The sequence below is a fragment of the Streptosporangium sp. DT93 genome, from assembly GCF_049844535.1.
Taxonomy (GTDB): domain Bacteria; phylum Actinomycetota; class Actinomycetes; order Streptosporangiales; family Streptosporangiaceae; genus Streptosporangium.
This window is the reverse complement of the sequence record NZ_JBNCLF010000008.1, coordinates 256,664-271,567: the sequence shown is the minus strand read 5'-3', so window position 1 is coordinate 271,567 and position 14,904 is coordinate 256,664. Positions and strand designations below refer to the sequence as shown.

The window sequence follows — 14,904 nt, the reverse complement described above, 5'->3', positions numbered from 1 at the left end:
CCCCCCCCCCCGCCCCCCCCGGCCCCCGCCCGGCCGCCCCCCGGCGCCCGCGGGCGCGCGCCCGGGGGAGGCGTGGCCTCCCGGCGGCGCCGGGTCGTCACCGGCCCCGCGGTCTCCCGCGGGGCACCGGCCTCCGACCGGTGATCACCGGTCGACGGTGGTCACGGGTTGACGTTGATCGTGAAGGTGGACGTGGTGTTCCTGATGTTCTGGACGTTGTTGCTCATCTGGAGGTTGTTGAAGGTCACCGAGCCGACCGCCGGGCCCTGGTTGGGCTCGGGCAGCTCGTTGGCCCAGATGGCCCAGCCGGACTTGGCGTCGAAGGCGTCGCCGCTCTTGCGGGCACCGGTGATCGAGATGTTCGTGAAGATCGTGTCCTTGACCGGGTTCTGCGGCTGGTTCCCGACGTAGTTGGTCTGGAACATGATGCCGCCGTAGGTCGGGTCCACGATGTCCACGTTGCTGACGCGGATGCCCTGGAAGACCTTGGAGGCGGAGAACACCCAGATCGCCGGGAAGACCTGCTGGCCCCAGAAGTGGCCGCCGGCGCGGACGATCGAGATGTTCTCGAACCGGGTCGGCGGGCTGGCGCCGAAGCCGTTCATCGGGTAGCCGAAGTCCAGCGAGCTGATCGTGATGCCCGAGTAGACCAGCGTGTCGGCGATGTAGATGTTGCGGAAGACGTTGTCGTACCCGCCGTAGACCGCGACGCCCGCAGCCCGCCAGGTCAGGATGGAGGTCAGGTTCTCGTAGACGTTGCCCTTCATGTCGGCCCCGCCGGCGTCGATGGCCGAGAACAGCGCGAAGCTGTCGTCGCCGGTCGCCCGGGCCTCGTTGTTGCTGACCAGGTTGTCGGTGCTGCCGTTGGTCATGTTGATGCCGTCGGCGAACATGTTCCGGATCCGGGAGTTCTTGATCGTCACCCGGTCGGTGTTGGCGCCCCAGTAGAGGCAGACCATGTGCTCGTTCCAGATGTTGTCGATCACGATGTCGGCGACGTTCGCGAAGTCGAACACCTTGCCGGGGCCGTCGATGCGCGAGGTGTAGTTGCCGAAGTAGGCGAAGTTCACGAACGACGAGCCGTTCGCGGTGCCCTCGGCACGGAACCCGATGTCGGTGTTGTCCTGGTTGGCGGGAGCGCGGAACTGGGTGTACCAGGGGCCCGCGCCGACCACCTTGACGGCCTTGCCGTAGACCTGGAACTTGTTCGAGGTCTGGTAGGTGCCCGCCGGCAGGTAGACGCCGACCAGGGCGCCGGTGGTGTCCATCCGGACCCTGTCCAGCGCGTTCTGCACGTCCTGGTGGGTGAATCCGGCCGGGACGGCGTACCTGGCGGGGTCGGGGTTGGCGACCGGCGCGACCTGCTCGGTGTTGACGAAGTCGATCGCGTACGTGGTGGTGTTGGCGGCGTCCTTCTGCAGCTTGATCTTGCTGCCGGCCGGGACGGTGGTCCCGAGCATGAGGTTGGCCTCGTCGTAGATGTGACGCGGCGAGCCGGAGCCGGGCGAGTTGCCGGGGGAGGCCTCGGCGCCGTACAGCCAGGCGTACCTGGAGGTCAGGTTGATCGCCTTGAGGAAGGTGTTGTTGACGTAGACGTTCAGCGTGGAGTCGATGCCGCCGCCGCCCGGGGCGTCGGGGATGGAGAAGCGGGTGACCAGGGTGTTGGTGCTGGCCTTGGTGGTGAACTCGACGTAGCTGCCGGTGGTGTTCAGCGTCACCGCCCTGCGGCCCGACGCCTCGCCCGCCACGTCGCCGATGGTGCGGTTCGGTCCGACCACGGCCGCCCCGCCGCCGGTCGCGGCGTCCTCGGCCTCCAGCATGTCGTACGGCATGTTGGCGCCCCGGCCGACGAAGAACGGCCGGGTGGAGGTGTTGTTGGCGCGCTTGACCGGCAGTTCGTTGGCGTCGTCGGCCAGGACCGTCCTGACGGTGTACCTGCCGTTGCCCGCCGTCCAGGTGCCCAGGGTGACCGTGCCGGCGGTGGCGCCCGCGGCGATCACGCCGGTGTGGGAGCCGGTCAGCGTCCGCACGGCCGTGCCGGACTCGTTGAGCACGGTCAGCGTGATGCCGTGCGCGCCGCCCGCGGAGGCCGCGGTGCCCTGGTTCTTGATCGCCACGGAGAAGGTGACGACGTTGCCGGCCGCCGGGTTGCTCGGGGTCCAGCTCGTCGTCGCGACCAGGTCGGCGGTGTCGACGGGCCTGACGACGAGCGGGGAGGAGGCCGAGAAGGTGTTGTTGGACTCGTTCTGCTCGTTGACGCTCCCGGCCTCGTCGACCTTGGCGCTCAGCGGGTAGCTGCCCGCGTCACGGGGACCGGCGCTCGCCGAGACCGTGACGGACGCGCCCGCGGCCAGCGCGCCGACCGCGGCGGTGCCGACCTTGGTGGTGCCGAGGTAGAAGGTGACGTTCGTCGCGCCGGAGGCGGCGGTGCCGCCGTTCCTGACCGTCGCCGAGAGCGTGACGGAGTCGGTCTCGACCGGGCTCGCCGGGGACGCGGTCAGGCCGGTGATCGTCAGGTCCGGGTTCGGCGCCGGGGTGCCGATGACCTGGAACTCCGCGACCTGGCCGGACGGGGCACCGGAGTTGGAGGTGATCTTAAGCTGGACGTCGGCGGCGGTGCCGGAGACGGGGATCGTCACGGTGTTGCCCGTGGCCGGGTTGAAGGTGTACTGCGCCGCCGGTGACAGGCCGCTGTACCCGCTCGCGCCCTGGCCGCGGCCGAGGACCTCGATGGTCTGGGTACGCGTGCCCCAGGCGCTGTCCGGGTTGAGCTTCACCACGACCGAGCCGAGGGCGGCGTTCGCGCCCAGGTTCACCGTGAGGGTGGCCGGATACCCGTTGCCCTCCCAGTAGGTGGCCGTGCTGTTGTCGTTGGCGTTGGCGGCCACGAACGTGAAGATCGAGGAGGAGGCGCTGATCGGCTTGCCCAGGGCCAGGTTGGTGCCGCCCGGCGGGTTGGAGCCGGTACGGGTCACGGTGTTGCTGTCGCCCGACAGGTTGCCCGCGGCGTCCCTGGCCCTGACGTGGTAGGACACGGTCGCGGTGTCGGGCTGGCTGTCGGTGTAGGTCAGCACGTTGCCCGCCACGCCGGCGCGCAGGGTGCCGTTGGCGTACACCTCGTAGCCGGTCACGCCGACGGCGTCGGTGGAGGCGCTCCAGGTCAGCCTGATCTGCCCCGAGGCGGGCTGGGTGTAGGCCAGGTTCCCCGGTGCGGTCGGCGCCGTGGTGTCACCGCCGCCGCCCTCCGGCCCGTAGATCTCGACCTCCGAGAGCTGCCCGGCCGGCCATCCGGTGTTGGCGGTGATGTTCAGCCGCACGTACCGGGTGCTGGTCGTGGTGAAGTCGATCGTCACCGTGTTGCCGGTCGCGGGGTTGAAGGTACGGCCCGCGGAGGCGGCGAGGGTGGAGAAGGACGAGCCGTTCGTGCTGCCCTGCACCGACAGGGTCTGGGTCCTGGTGGCCCAGTCCGTCGCCGGCGGCAGCTTCAGCACCACCTTGTTCACGCCGGCCGCGGCCCCGAGGTCCACCTGGACCCACTGCGGGAAGGCGTTGTTGGGGCTCTCCCAGTAGGAGGAGGCGTTCCCGTCGGTGACGTTGCCCGCCACGTAGGGGGCGTTGGAGCCGGAGGCCGAGGCCGCCTTGCCCGTCGCCAGGTTGGGGGCGGCCGCCGCCGAGGCAGGCGCGACCGCGCCGGCCAGGGCGAGCAGGCTGGTCGCGGCCATCGCCGCCACCAGCCTCAGCGCCAGGTACTGCTTTCTCATTGCGTTCCTCTATCTCTCGTCTGGAACGACGGGGACGACGGGGACGGGAGGCCGTGGCCTCCGTCACGCGACGGGGCGGGCACCGGTCGGGGTGCCGTTCACGAGGCGCGGATCCCTGGTGCGCGGGATCCGGCGGGCGGGCCGGCCGCGCGTGCCGTGCGGCCTGCCCGCGGGCCTTGCCTCGTTCGTCGCCGGGGGGTGCTGGTCGCCGTGTACGCCGGAGGTGCCTGCGGGGGGCGGTCGGCGGGACGAGCGGTGCGCAGCGCAACGCTGACAGAAGTTGCGAAGTAAGGAGAGAATTTAACAGCAGTTTGCAATATTTTTGCATTGCGCTGGCCAAATGTTACATACGTGCTACGGGCGCGTCAACGGTTCGGGACGGGCCGCTTACCGGCGTCCCGGGCGCCGTGTGCGACCTCGCCGCCCCCGCGGTTCCGGGCCCGCGCGACCGTGCCGGAACGACGCGGCGGGCGGTCGGGCCATGCCGAAAAAAGCCCCCGGGAACCGGGGGCTTGTCAGGAACCGGGGGCCGCTCCGGCTACCGGGGGGGGAGTACGGATCCCCGTGCGGCCCGGCACGCGGGAGCGGCGGCGCCTACCGTTCGACCAGGCGCAGCCGGTGCGCCGTGGCCGCCGCCTCCCCGCGGGAGGCGGCACCCAGCTTGGCCAGGATGTTGGAGACGTGCACGCTGACGGTCTTCGCCGAGATGAACAGCTCACCGGCTATCTCCCGGTTGCTGCGCCCGGCCGCCACCAGGGCCAGCACCTCCCGCTCGCGCGCGGTGAGCCCGAACCCCGCCCCCCGGGCGACCGGAGCCTCTTGCGCCGCTGCCGGCTCCTCGGTGATCGCGATCCGCCCCCGCCTGGCCAGGGCGTCGATCGCCGTGACCAGCGGCGTCGCGCCCAGCTCCGCCGCGAGCCCGGCCGCCCTGGCCAGGCTCCGGGCCGCCGCGCCGCGCTCGCCCACCGCCGCCGCGACCTCGGCGGCGCCGAGCAGCGCACCGGCCTCGGAATGGGGCTGGCGCAGCGCCGCCCACGCAGAGGCCACCGCGTGCCACGCCTCCGGGTCCCGCACGCCGTCGAGACGGGCCGCCTCGGCGGCGAAGTGCAGGCCGTACGCCCGCTGGAGATCGCCCTCCACGGCGAGCTTCTCCGCCAGCCCCCGCAACCGGGCCCTGATCGCCCCGCCCCCTCCACCCGCCCCGATCGCCCCGGCCAGCCCGGCCGTCCCGGCCGTCCCGGTCACGCCGGTCACGCCGGTCACGCCGGTCACGCGCAGGAAGGCCAGCAGCAGGGGCCAGGTGTAGCGGGGCGAGACGGTCAGGTCACGCTGGTCCAGGTTCCGCTCGACCAGATCGGCCGCCTCGCCGCCCCGGCCGCGGGCGACCAGCAGCTCGATCTCCCTGCGCAGGTTGGGCAGGACCGCCTGGTCCTTGTGCGCCCCGTGGCGGAACACCGCCCGCGCGGACGCCACGAGCGCGCCGGCCCGGTCCAGGTCGCCCCTGGCCAGCGCGATGTCGGTGACCATCCCCTGCAGGGCCGCGCGGAACGGCGCCGGCGGTGCGACCTCCAGGGCGTGCTCGACCACCTCCAGCGCCTCGTCCCAGCGCCCCAGGGAGACCAGGGGCTCGGCCAGGTTGATCGCCAGGAAGGCGCCCGAGGTGCGGGCCAGGCCGTACGCCTCGGCGTCCGCCATGCCCTGGCGGGCGACCTCGGCGGCCCGCTCGTGCCAGCCGGCCCCCTCGAAGGCGTCGGACTCGGAGATGACGACGCGCATCAGCGCCGCGTAGGTGCTGGCCCGTCCGGCGAGCTCCCGAGCCCGCGCGAAGGCCTCGATCTGGGTCTCCATCCGCGCGTAGTGGCACCTGCCCCAGGTGAGGGTGACCAGCGCGTGGGCCTCGGTGTCGATGTCGCCCACCTGGCGGGCGATGCTCATCGCCTCCTCGGCCAGGGCCTCCTTCTCCGCCCAGTGCTTCGAGTAGCTGAGCACCCGCGCCAGGTTCTCCACGACCTGGGCGCGCAGGGGCGTCGGCGGCTCCGCCGGGACCAGCGCGACGGCGGCCCGCAGGTCGTCGCGGGAACCGGCCCGCCCCAGGTCGTACCTGACCAGCCCCCGCTGCCGCAGCAGCCGGGCCGCGCGGACCGGGTCGGCCTCGGTGTCGATCTCGCGCAGTGCCGCCCTGGCCAGCGAGAGGCCCCGCTCGAACTCCCCCGCCAGGTGCGCCACGGTGACGGCCTGCCGGAGCACCTCGACATGGTCGGCCCCGATCCGCTCCGCGGCGTCGGGCACCCTCTCCCACAGCTCCAGCACCCTGTCGAGCATCCTCAGCTGCTCGTCGTAGGCGGCCGCCCTCCTGGCCGCCGAGGCCGCGTGCCACGCGCTCATCAGCGCCCACCGGTGGTCGCGCGCGGCGTGCCAGTGGTGGGCCAGCTCGATCGCCCCGCGCGGGGCCGGCAGGAGGCCGGGGTCCTTCTCCAGCGCCTCGGCGAAACGGGTGTGCAGGCGGACGCGCTCGCCGGGCAGCAGGTCGTCGTGGACCGCCTCGTGGATCAGCGCGTGCCTGAACGCGTACGCCTCGCCCTCCACCACCAGGACGTTGCCCGCCACGGCCGGTCGCAGCAGGCCGGAGAGCTCGCCCTCGTCCGCGCCGGCGACCGCCGCGAGCATCGCGTGCTCGACCCTCGCCCCGCCGGCGGAGGCCAGGCGCAGCAGCTCCTGGGTCTCCTCGGGCAGGCGCTCGACGCTGGCCAGCAGCAGGTCGCGCAGCGATTCGGGCAGGGCCTCGCTCCCGTCCCCGCTCAGCAGGGCCTCGACGAAGAGGGGGTTGCCCTCGCTGCGCGCGTACACCAGGTCCATGTCGGCCTCGGGGACGGCGCCCGGCTCGGCGCCCAGGATGCTCTCGGCCTGCTCGTCGACCTCCCGGCGGCTCAGCCTGCCCAGCTCCAGGCGGGTGACCCAGTCGACCCGGCCCAGCTCGGCCAGCAGGGGGCGCAGCGGATGCGTGCGGTGGATCTCGTCGATCCGGTAGGTGACCAGGGTCAGCAGGCGGGTGTCGGCGCGCTGGTAGCGGACCAGGAACGACAGCAGGTCGCGGGTGGAGCGGTCGGCCCAGTGGGCGTCCTCGATGACCAGCACCGTGGGCCGGCGCGCGGCGAGCCCCTCCAGCAGCCCCAGGACGTGCTCGAAGAGCCGGGCGCGCGCCTCGGCGCCCTCCCTCTCCGGCTCGCCGAACTCCGGCAGCAGCCGGGCCAGCCCCCGGGTCGTCCCGCCAGGCAGCAGCGCGGCGACCCCGTCGTGCCCCAGGTCGCGGGCGAGCGAGCGGAGCACGGCGGTGAAGGGGGCGAAGGGCAGGCCCTCGGTGCCGAGCTCCAGGCACCCGCCGATGAGGACCGTGGCGTCGCCGGAGCGCCGGGCGAACTCGCGCACGAGACGGGTCTTGCCCACCCCGGCCTCACCGCCCACGAACACCGTCGAGGCCGATCCGGCGCGGGCCCCGCCGAGGGCGCCCTCCAGGACGGCCAGCTCGTTCGTGCGCCCGATGAACAGGGGGCTTACCGCGTGGGCTCTCACGCCCCCAGGATGCCACCGCCCACCGACATCGGTGCGTACGCCGCCCATCGCCCTTTACGACGTAGATCAGAGATGTGGCGCACCCGTCACGGGCGTCAGCGGGGGCGGACGGCCGCTTCCCGGAAACGCAAGACCCCCCGGCGGACGTCCGCCGGGGGGCCTTGACCTGGGCCTTGCTAGTGTGGGCGATACTGGGATCGAACCAGTGACCTCTTCGGTGTGAACGAAGCGCTCTCCCGCTGAGCTAATCGCCCGCCCTGTGCGGCGCCTCACGGTGCCGACGTGAAAAACCATACAGCAATCCGGGAGTACTCGCGAAGCGGTTCCCGCCGGAAGAACGATCTTGAAAACGACATGGCCGGGAGCCAAAGGTCCCAGGTTGCATCCGGCGGGGGGCTACCGTGTCATAGCATCGTCCTGATCCGCAGAAGCACCGAACGACCCAGGCTCGACCCGAATCACCCGAGACGCCCCGCCAGGGCGTCGACGGTGACCAAAACGATACGCAAAACCCTTGCAAATACGGCCCTGTTGGTGATGTTTAGCCAGGTAGATGCCCAAATGTCTCGCTGTGATCTGTGTTACAGAAGGGCGTGGAGGCGGAATCTTTCCTACAGGTTCCTTCGTTCCGCGTGATGTCTCATGCGGAACGATGCCGTTCAGAGCAGTGAAAGCCCCGTAGAGGGGACCGACGACGAAAAAGGTTTGGCTGACGATGAACAGCGCCACCGTCTCTGCCGAGCTAGGCCTTCGGCTTGTGGTCCCCGACCGTACCACCGTCCCTCTTCTCGCCGGACTGGGCTACACGGCCGGCGATCCCTACGCGATCCGCATGGCCTTCCACGTGGGGAACGACGAGCCGGTCGAGTGGATCTTCGCTCGCGAGCTGCTGACGGTCGGCATCGTGCGGCGGGTGGGCGACGGGGACGTGCAGGTGTGGCCGGCCCGCGCCGAGGGCGAGCGCAACCTGCACATCAGCCTCACGTCGCCGTTCGGCCAGGCCCTGTTCGAGGTGCCGCTGGCCCCTCTCACGGAGTTCCTGCACCGGACCTACGAGCTGGTCCCCGCGGGACGCGAGACCGACTTCATGGATCTCGACGCCGAGCTGAGCAACATGCTCTGGAGCTCCTGAACCGCCCCGCTGCCGTCACCGGATCGTGCCGCTCGGCCCGTGAGCCGTGCCGCCCTGTGCCGCCCCCATGCCGTCCTGGGGCCGTTCCCGTGCCGCGGCCTCAGGCCGGGGCCGCCAGCAGCCTCCGCATCCTGGCGATCTCGATGCCCTGGCCGGAGACGACGTCCTTGGCCGTGGCCAGCATGATCCGGTCGGTGCCCTCGCGAAGCTGGAGTCCCGCCATCGTCACCGCCGCCTCGTGATGGACGATCATGAGGTTCAGGAAAAGCGTGTCGAAGGCCTTCCCCCTTGCCGCCCGCAACCGGTTCATCTGCTCCAGCGTGACGACGTCGCCGTGACCTCCCTGCCCGGCGTGCCCGCCCGCCTGGTCGCCCGGCGGGCGTCCGGCCGCCCTGAGCCACGACGTCATGGCCGCGATCTCCGGTCGCTGCGCGGCGACGATGCGCTCGGCCATCCCGCGCACGGCGGGCGAGGAGGCCCGGGAGGGCACCAGCCCGGCCATCTCCAGCGCCTGCCGGTGGTGCGGGATCATGCCCTCGGCGAACCTCACGTCGGCCGCGGTGACCCGCGCCTCGGACTCGCCGAGGTTCTCCCCCGGCCTGGCCGTACGCCCGGCCTCGCCGGGCCCACCTGGAACGATCACGGGGGCGCCGCTCTCGGCGACGAACGAGGCCGGGCCCCCGGCCCCCTCCCCCGTGCAGCCCACGAGTGCCGAAATCAGCATGATCACCGCGATAATCTGACTCGGCACACGCATCCTCCACATAGCTTCAATAATGGGGCAAGTGGACCGACGTAATGGGGGCATCGTGCGACCGACCGTGGCATGGGGACTGACGGCACTCCTTCTGGTGGGCGGATGCGGGGCCGATCCGGCCCCCTCGGCTCCACCGGCCACGGCGGGCTCGTCCACGGCGGCGGGCTCCGCGGGAAGCCCGAGCCCGGCCGGGCAGGCCTCCGAGACCCCCTCCGAGACCTCGTCCGGGGGCGTCTCCGGCGACGGCACCCACAGCGACAACGTCACCCACCTGGCCAATGTTCCGCTCAGCGCGCCGCTCGACGGCCCGCAGTCCTGGGGCACCGACCTGGCCTTCCAGGGGAACCACGCGTTCGTCGGCAACTTCGACGGCTTCAGCGTCTTCGACATCTCCGACCCGGCCCATCCCTCGGTGACCAGCCAGGTGCTCTGCCCGGGTGAGCAGAACGACATCTCGGTGAGCGGGGACCTGCTGTTCCTGTCGATCGACTCCGCCCGGAACGGTCCCGGATGCGAGGAACAGCGCGGCGAGCCCGAGTCCGACGGCTGGGAGGGCATCCGGATCTTCGACATCAAGGACAAGGCCCACCCGAAGTTCGTCTCGGCGGTCCGCACCGACTGCGGCTCCCACACCCACACCCTCGTCCCCGGTGAGAAGCCCGACCGGCTCTACCTCTACATCTCCTCCCCCGGGCCCGAGCCCATGACGACGACCTGCCCCTCCCCGCACAACAAGATCTCCGTGGTCGAGGTGCCGGTCGCGGCTCCGGAGACCGCCAAGGTGGTCTCCACGCCCGCGCTCTCCGACAAGCCCTCCACGAGCGGCATCGGCGGCTGCCACGACATCACGGCCTACCCGGAGAAGGACCTCGCCGCCGCCGCCTGCTTCGGCGACGGGATCCTGCTGGACATCAGCGACCGGGTCAACCCCAAGGTCCTCCAGCACGTGAGCGACGAGGAGAACTTCGCCATCTGGCACTCGGCGACGTTCAACAACGACGCCACCAAGGTCGTCTTCGGGGACGAGCTGGGCGGCGGCGTGTCCGCGACCTGCGACTCCGGCACCCCGAAGACCAAGGGCGCCAACGCCGTGTACGACCTCACCTCCGCGCGCAAGCTCGAACGGCGCGGCTACTTCAAGATCCCCCGGGAGCAGGCGGCCGACGAGAACTGCGTCGCGCACAACGGCTCGCTGCTGCCCGTCCCGGGCAAGGACATCATGGTGCAGGCCTGGTACCAGGGCGGGGTGTCCGTCTGGGACTTCACCGACGCCACCGCGCCCAAGGAGATCGGCTTCTTCGAGCGGGGACCGGTCCAGGGCGTCGGCGGCTCCTGGTCGGCGTACTACTACAACGGCCACATCTACTCCAGCGACATCACCCGGGGCCTGGACGTGCTCCGCATCGACGACCCGCTGACCGACCCGGCGGCCAAGGTCACGCTCAAGGAGCTGAACGCGCAGACCCAGGTGTCCTACTAGACCGCCCGGCGGCGCTCGCCGTCTTCCTGGACACGCCGCAGGTCGCGACCCAGGTGTCCTCCTGGGAGCCGCCCGGCGGGCGGCCCGCGTGGAGATCGCCGGTCAGCGGGGACGTGCCGCCCAGACGGTGCGTTCGGTGCGTACCGAGAGGTCGTCGCGGCGCAGGATGCTGTGGGGGCCGTCCGTGTCGAGCAGCCGGTCGAGCGCGGCGAGGTCCTCGGCCGGAAGCGTCCGCGCGACGGCCTCGCGGATGCGGAGCAGGCCGCTGAGCGCGTAGCGGCCGATGGCCTCGTGGCGGGAGCCCTCGATGTCCACGGTGACGGTGCGCTCGCCCGCGAGGGTGAACCCGGCGGCGGTCAGCATCGGCCCCCAGTCGGCGCCGCGGTGGGGCATGTGCTCGGCGTGGAAGCGCTCGGTCGCGGCGTGGCAGCGCTCCTCCAGGCCCGGCCGCTCCCGCGGGGCGTCCTCGGGCAGGAAACGGGGGAACCCGGCCAGCTCGACGACGGCGAGCAGGCCGCCGGGCGCGAGCAGGCCGCGGAGGGTGCGCAGTACGCGTTCGGGGTCGGCCAGGTGGTGCATCGAGGCCGAGGCCCACACCAGGTCCGGCGTGCCGAGGCCGGGCCAGCCGTCGGCGTCGAGGTCGGCCAGTACCGTGCGCACGCGGTCGTCCACGTTCCGGGCGCAGGCCTTCTCCCTCAGACGCCGCAGGTGTCCGGGGGAGGCGTCGACGGCCGTGACGTGCGCCTCGGGGAAGCGGTCGAGGAGGGCGAAGGTGCCCGTTCCGGTGCCGGCACCCAGGTCCACGATGTGGCGCGGGCCGGCCGTCAGCGGCAGCCACTCGATGATGGAGGCGATGTGCTCGCCCAGGACCTCCGCGTCCAGTTCGAGGATCTCCATCTGGCCGGCGTCGTCCTGCTCGTGGTGATCGTGTCGCGTGCCGTGATCGTGGGTGTGCGGGTGTGTTTCGGTCATGGCCTCACCGTACGGCGGGCTTGCCTGTGGAGCACGATCGATCCCGGAACGCGCAAGATACCGGTGTCCTGAGGGGCCCGGCGCGCAAGACGTACCTCCAGCGGGGCGTACGGTGCCGTCATTCGCGGACGCCGGGGGTGTCGCGGTCACCACCATCACTCCCGTCGCCGCCGTCGCGCTGGTGCCCTCGGCGGGCGTCGCGGTCGAAGATGCCCAGGAGCTCGCACGGCCCGCCCTCGGCGCCGATGGCGTGCGGCATCATGGTCGGGAACTCGGCGGCCTGGTTGGTCTCGAGACGGAAGCGCTGATGTCCCAGCATGAGGATCGCGGTGCCGGAGAGCACGACCAGCCATTCCCGGCCGGGGTGGGCACGCATGCGGGAGGGGTTGTCGGGCGGCGGCTCGGTCACGCGCTGGCGGATGACGCTCATGCCGGGGTCGGCCCTGACGGGCCAGCGCATCCGGCCGTGGGGGCCGTCGATCGTCGGGCTGGTGACGACGTCGTCGGTGGCGGTCTCGACGAGCTGGTCGAGGGTGGTGTCCAGGGCACGGGCGAGGGTGACGAGCTGATCCAGTGCCAGGCGACGCCGGCCGTTCTCGATACGGCTCAGCGAGGACTGGCTGAGGTTGGCGCGGCCGGCCAGCTCCTCCAGGGACCAGCCCTGCGCGACCCGCAGGGCACGGATGCGCTTGCGGACGAGACCGTCCAGATCTCCCATGTCTTGCGTCATGGGAAAAATGGTATGCCTGATATGCAAGGCCGGTGTGACGTCGTGCGCGGAAGGCCCTGGAACGGCCGGGCCGCGCACGGCGGGAGGGCACGGCGCGCACGCGGGACGTGAGCCGGCCGGCACCGCGGGAGGGCACGGCGCGCACGCGGGACGTGAGTCCGGCCCGCACGCGGGGCCCGACCCCCTCTACGGCGCCGGGGGCAGGGACAGGCACAGGGCGTGCAGCGCTCCGGCGAAGGAGTGCTCGGGCGGGGTGCCGTAGCCGATGACGAGCCCGTCGCGGGCCGGCATGACGCTGCGGGGATGGCGGTAGGAGGCGAGCCCGTCGAGGGCCAGTCCCCGGTGTCCCGCCGCCCGCAGCGCGTCCCGTTCTGTGCCGGGCGGCAGGTCGAGCACGGCGTGCAGGCCGGCGGAGATCCCGCCGACCCTGATGTGCGGGGCCCGCGCGGCGAGGACGGCGACGAGCTGGTCGCGGCGGCGCCGGTAGACCGGCCTCATGCGCCGCAGGTGCCGGTCGTAGGCTCCGCAGGCGATGAGGTCGGCGAGGGTGAGCTGGTCCGGCGACCCCGACCACAGCTCGCGAGGGCCCTTGACCGCGAGGACGGCGTCGACGAGGTGCTCGGGCAGGGCCATCCAGCCCAGGCGGAGCGCGGGAGACAGGCTCTTGCTGGCAGATCCCAGGTAGACCACGCGATCGGGGTCGAGGCCCTGCACCGCGCCGATCGGCTGGCGGTCGTAGCGGAACTCGCCGTCGTAGTCGTCCTCCAGGACCAGCCCGCCCGAGGCGCGGGCCCAGTCGACGACGGCCGCCCGGCGCTCGGAGTGCAGGGGCCCTCCGGTGGGGAACTGGTTGGCCGGGGTGAGCAGGACGGCCCCGGCCCCGGTGCCGGGCAGCTCGTCGATCCTGGCGCCGCGCGCGTCCAGCCGCAGGGGCACCGTGTCCCGCCCCGCCGCGGCGAGGAGGGACCGGTGGAAGTCCAGGCCGTACGACTCGACCGCCACCGTCCCCTCCAGCACCTGGCCCAGCATGCCCAGGGCGTGGGCGAACCCGGCGCAGACGACGATCCTGTGGGGCGCGGTCCGCACCCCCCGGGCGCGGGCGAGGTACTCGGTGAGCGCGACGCGCAGCTCGACGCGGCCACGCGGGTCGCCCACGCCGAAGGCGTCGCCGGGGGCGGCGGTGAGCGCGCGGCGCGCCGAGGACTGCCAGGCCCGCCGGGGGAACGCCGAGGCGTCCGGGGACGTGGGCATCAGGTCGTAGGAGGGGCGGCGCACGGGAGGCGCCGGGCGGCGGGGAGGCTCGGACGCGAGCGGGGAGCTGCGCCGGGCGACGCGGGTGCCCGAGCCCTGCCGCGCCGTCAGCCACCCCTCCGCCACCAGCTCGCCGTAGGCCGCGGCGGCCGTGTTGGGGGCGACACCCAGATCCCCGGCCAGGCTCCGGTACGGGGGGAGACGGACGCCGGGGGCCAGCCGGCCCGAGGCGATCGCCTCGCGCAACGCCCGCATGAGCCGCTCGCGCAGGGGCCCCTCGCCGGTGAGCTCCAGGTGGATGTCCGCACCCGTGATCACGTCCGGTTCCTCGTCCGGGTCCGGGTTCTCGTCCGGGTCCGGGCTCGTGTTCGGTCCCGCGTCCCGGTTCGGGTCCGTCTTCGGGTCCGGCTCCGGACCCGCGTCCGGGCTCAGGCCCGAGCCCGTGTCCCCGTTCGTGTCCGAGCCCGTGTCCCCGTTCGTGTCCGGGCACGGGGCGGGCACACCGGGGCCCTCGGGGAAATTGCCCCATCGATCCGACATGGAAATGCACCATACCCCGGGGCCAATGTCATCGTAGGTTTCTGGACATGACAGCAGTCGAGATCTCCCAGCGCATGAACTTCACCACCGCGGCCCCGGCCGTCTTCAAGGCCGTGTTCGCCCTCGACGCCGCGGCCCGCCGGGGCCTCGACCCGGTCCTGGTCGAGCTGGTGCAGATCCGCGCCTCGCAGATCAACCGGTGCGCGTACTGCATCGACTACCACACCGGCGACGCCCGCAAGGCGGGCGAGAGCGAGGAACGGATCTACCAGCTCTCCGCCTGGGAGGAGTCCAGCCTCTACACCGCGAGGGAGCGCGCCGCGCTCGCCCTGACCGAGGCGGTCACGCGGCTGCCCGAAGGGGTCTCCGACGAGGTGTACGACGAGGCCGCCCGGCACTTCGAGGAGGGGGAACTGGCCCGGCTCATCGCGTTGATCTTCACCGTCAACGCCTGGAACCGCATGAACGTCACCACCCGCAAGACCCCGGGCACCCGGTGACCTGATCTCCTCTCACACCCGTGAGCGGATCACCGTGGAAGACCTCGCGCGCACCCGGCACCCGGTAGCCGGATCCTCCCTCCCCCTCACACCCCCGGGGGGGGGGGGGGGGCGCGCGCCGCCCCCCCCCCCCCCGGGGGCGCCCCCCCCCCCCCCCACCCCCCCCCCCCCCCCCCCCCCCGGCCCCCCCCCCCCCCCGCCCCCCCCCCCC

The 14,904-nt window shown here is 72.5% G+C and carries 9 protein-coding genes and 1 tRNA gene; 3 read left to right on the top strand and 7 right to left on the bottom strand.

The genetic code is table 11. The annotated features are described in order from the left end of the window. Positions 1–161 precede the first annotated feature (161 nt). The 3 genes from ACLQ2R_RS19915 to ACLQ2R_RS19905 form a co-directional block, all read right to left on the bottom strand. Positions 162–3,761 carry a CARDB domain-containing protein gene (locus ACLQ2R_RS19915; protein ID WP_425961511.1) on the bottom strand — a complete coding sequence of 1,200 codons (3,600 nt, stop codon included), beginning with the start codon at positions 3,759–3,761 and terminating at the stop codon, positions 162–164. Positions 3,762–4,355: 594 nt separating this feature from the next. Then, the gene (locus tag ACLQ2R_RS19910; protein ID WP_425961510.1) at positions 4,356–7,331 is read right to left on the bottom strand and encodes a helix-turn-helix transcriptional regulator; all 2,976 of its coding nucleotides are present in this window, start codon (positions 7,329–7,331) and stop codon (positions 4,356–4,358) included. A gap of 182 nt (positions 7,332–7,513) precedes the next feature. Further along, positions 7,514–7,585, bottom strand: a tRNA-Val gene (locus ACLQ2R_RS19905). A 461-nt stretch (positions 7,586–8,046) separates the two neighbouring features. Here ACLQ2R_RS19905 and ACLQ2R_RS19900 point away from each other — a divergent pair. Then, positions 8,047–8,463 carry an SsgA family sporulation/cell division regulator gene (locus tag ACLQ2R_RS19900; protein ID WP_386242913.1) on the top strand — a complete coding sequence of 139 codons (417 nt, stop codon included), beginning with the start codon at positions 8,047–8,049 and terminating at the stop codon, positions 8,461–8,463. Positions 8,464–8,563: 100 nt separating this feature from the next. Here ACLQ2R_RS19900 and ACLQ2R_RS19895 read toward each other — a convergent pair whose 3' ends face one another. Beyond that, the gene (locus tag ACLQ2R_RS19895; RefSeq protein ID WP_425961509.1) at positions 8,564–9,214 is read right to left on the bottom strand and encodes a DUF305 domain-containing protein; all 651 of its coding nucleotides are present in this window, start codon (positions 9,212–9,214) and stop codon (positions 8,564–8,566) included. A 100-nt stretch (positions 9,215–9,314) separates the two neighbouring features. On the opposite strand from ACLQ2R_RS19895, the gene ACLQ2R_RS19890 reads away from it, so the two are divergent. Further along, on the top strand, positions 9,315–10,700 hold the full coding sequence (locus ACLQ2R_RS19890) for an LVIVD repeat-containing protein (RefSeq protein ID WP_425961605.1): 1,386 nt from the start codon (positions 9,315–9,317) through the stop codon (positions 10,698–10,700). Positions 10,701–10,802: 102 nt separating this feature from the next. Here the strand turns inward: ACLQ2R_RS19890 and ACLQ2R_RS19885 are convergent, their stop codons facing one another. The 3 genes from ACLQ2R_RS19885 to ACLQ2R_RS19875 all read right to left on the bottom strand — a co-directional run bounded on the left by ACLQ2R_RS19885 (position 10,803) and on the right by ACLQ2R_RS19875 (position 13,971). After that, positions 10,803–11,672 (bottom strand): class I SAM-dependent methyltransferase, encoded by an 870-nt coding sequence (locus ACLQ2R_RS19885; RefSeq protein WP_425961508.1) that lies wholly within the window; start codon positions 11,670–11,672, stop codon positions 10,803–10,805. A gap of 118 nt (positions 11,673–11,790) precedes the next feature. Further along, the gene (locus tag ACLQ2R_RS19880) at positions 11,791–12,402 is read right to left on the bottom strand and encodes a helix-turn-helix domain-containing protein (protein ID WP_425961507.1); all 612 of its coding nucleotides are present in this window, start codon (positions 12,400–12,402) and stop codon (positions 11,791–11,793) included. Between the two features lie 186 nt (positions 12,403–12,588). Beyond that, positions 12,589–13,971, bottom strand: a complete 1,383-nt coding sequence (locus ACLQ2R_RS19875) for a PLP-dependent aminotransferase family protein (RefSeq protein WP_425961506.1) — start codon at positions 13,969–13,971, stop codon at positions 12,589–12,591. 269 nt (positions 13,972–14,240) lie between these two features. On the opposite strand from ACLQ2R_RS19875, the gene ACLQ2R_RS19870 reads away from it, so the two are divergent. Then, on the top strand, positions 14,241–14,693 hold the full coding sequence (locus ACLQ2R_RS19870; RefSeq protein ID WP_425961504.1) for a carboxymuconolactone decarboxylase family protein: 453 nt from the start codon (positions 14,241–14,243) through the stop codon (positions 14,691–14,693). The last annotated feature ends 211 nt before the right edge of the window (positions 14,694–14,904 follow it).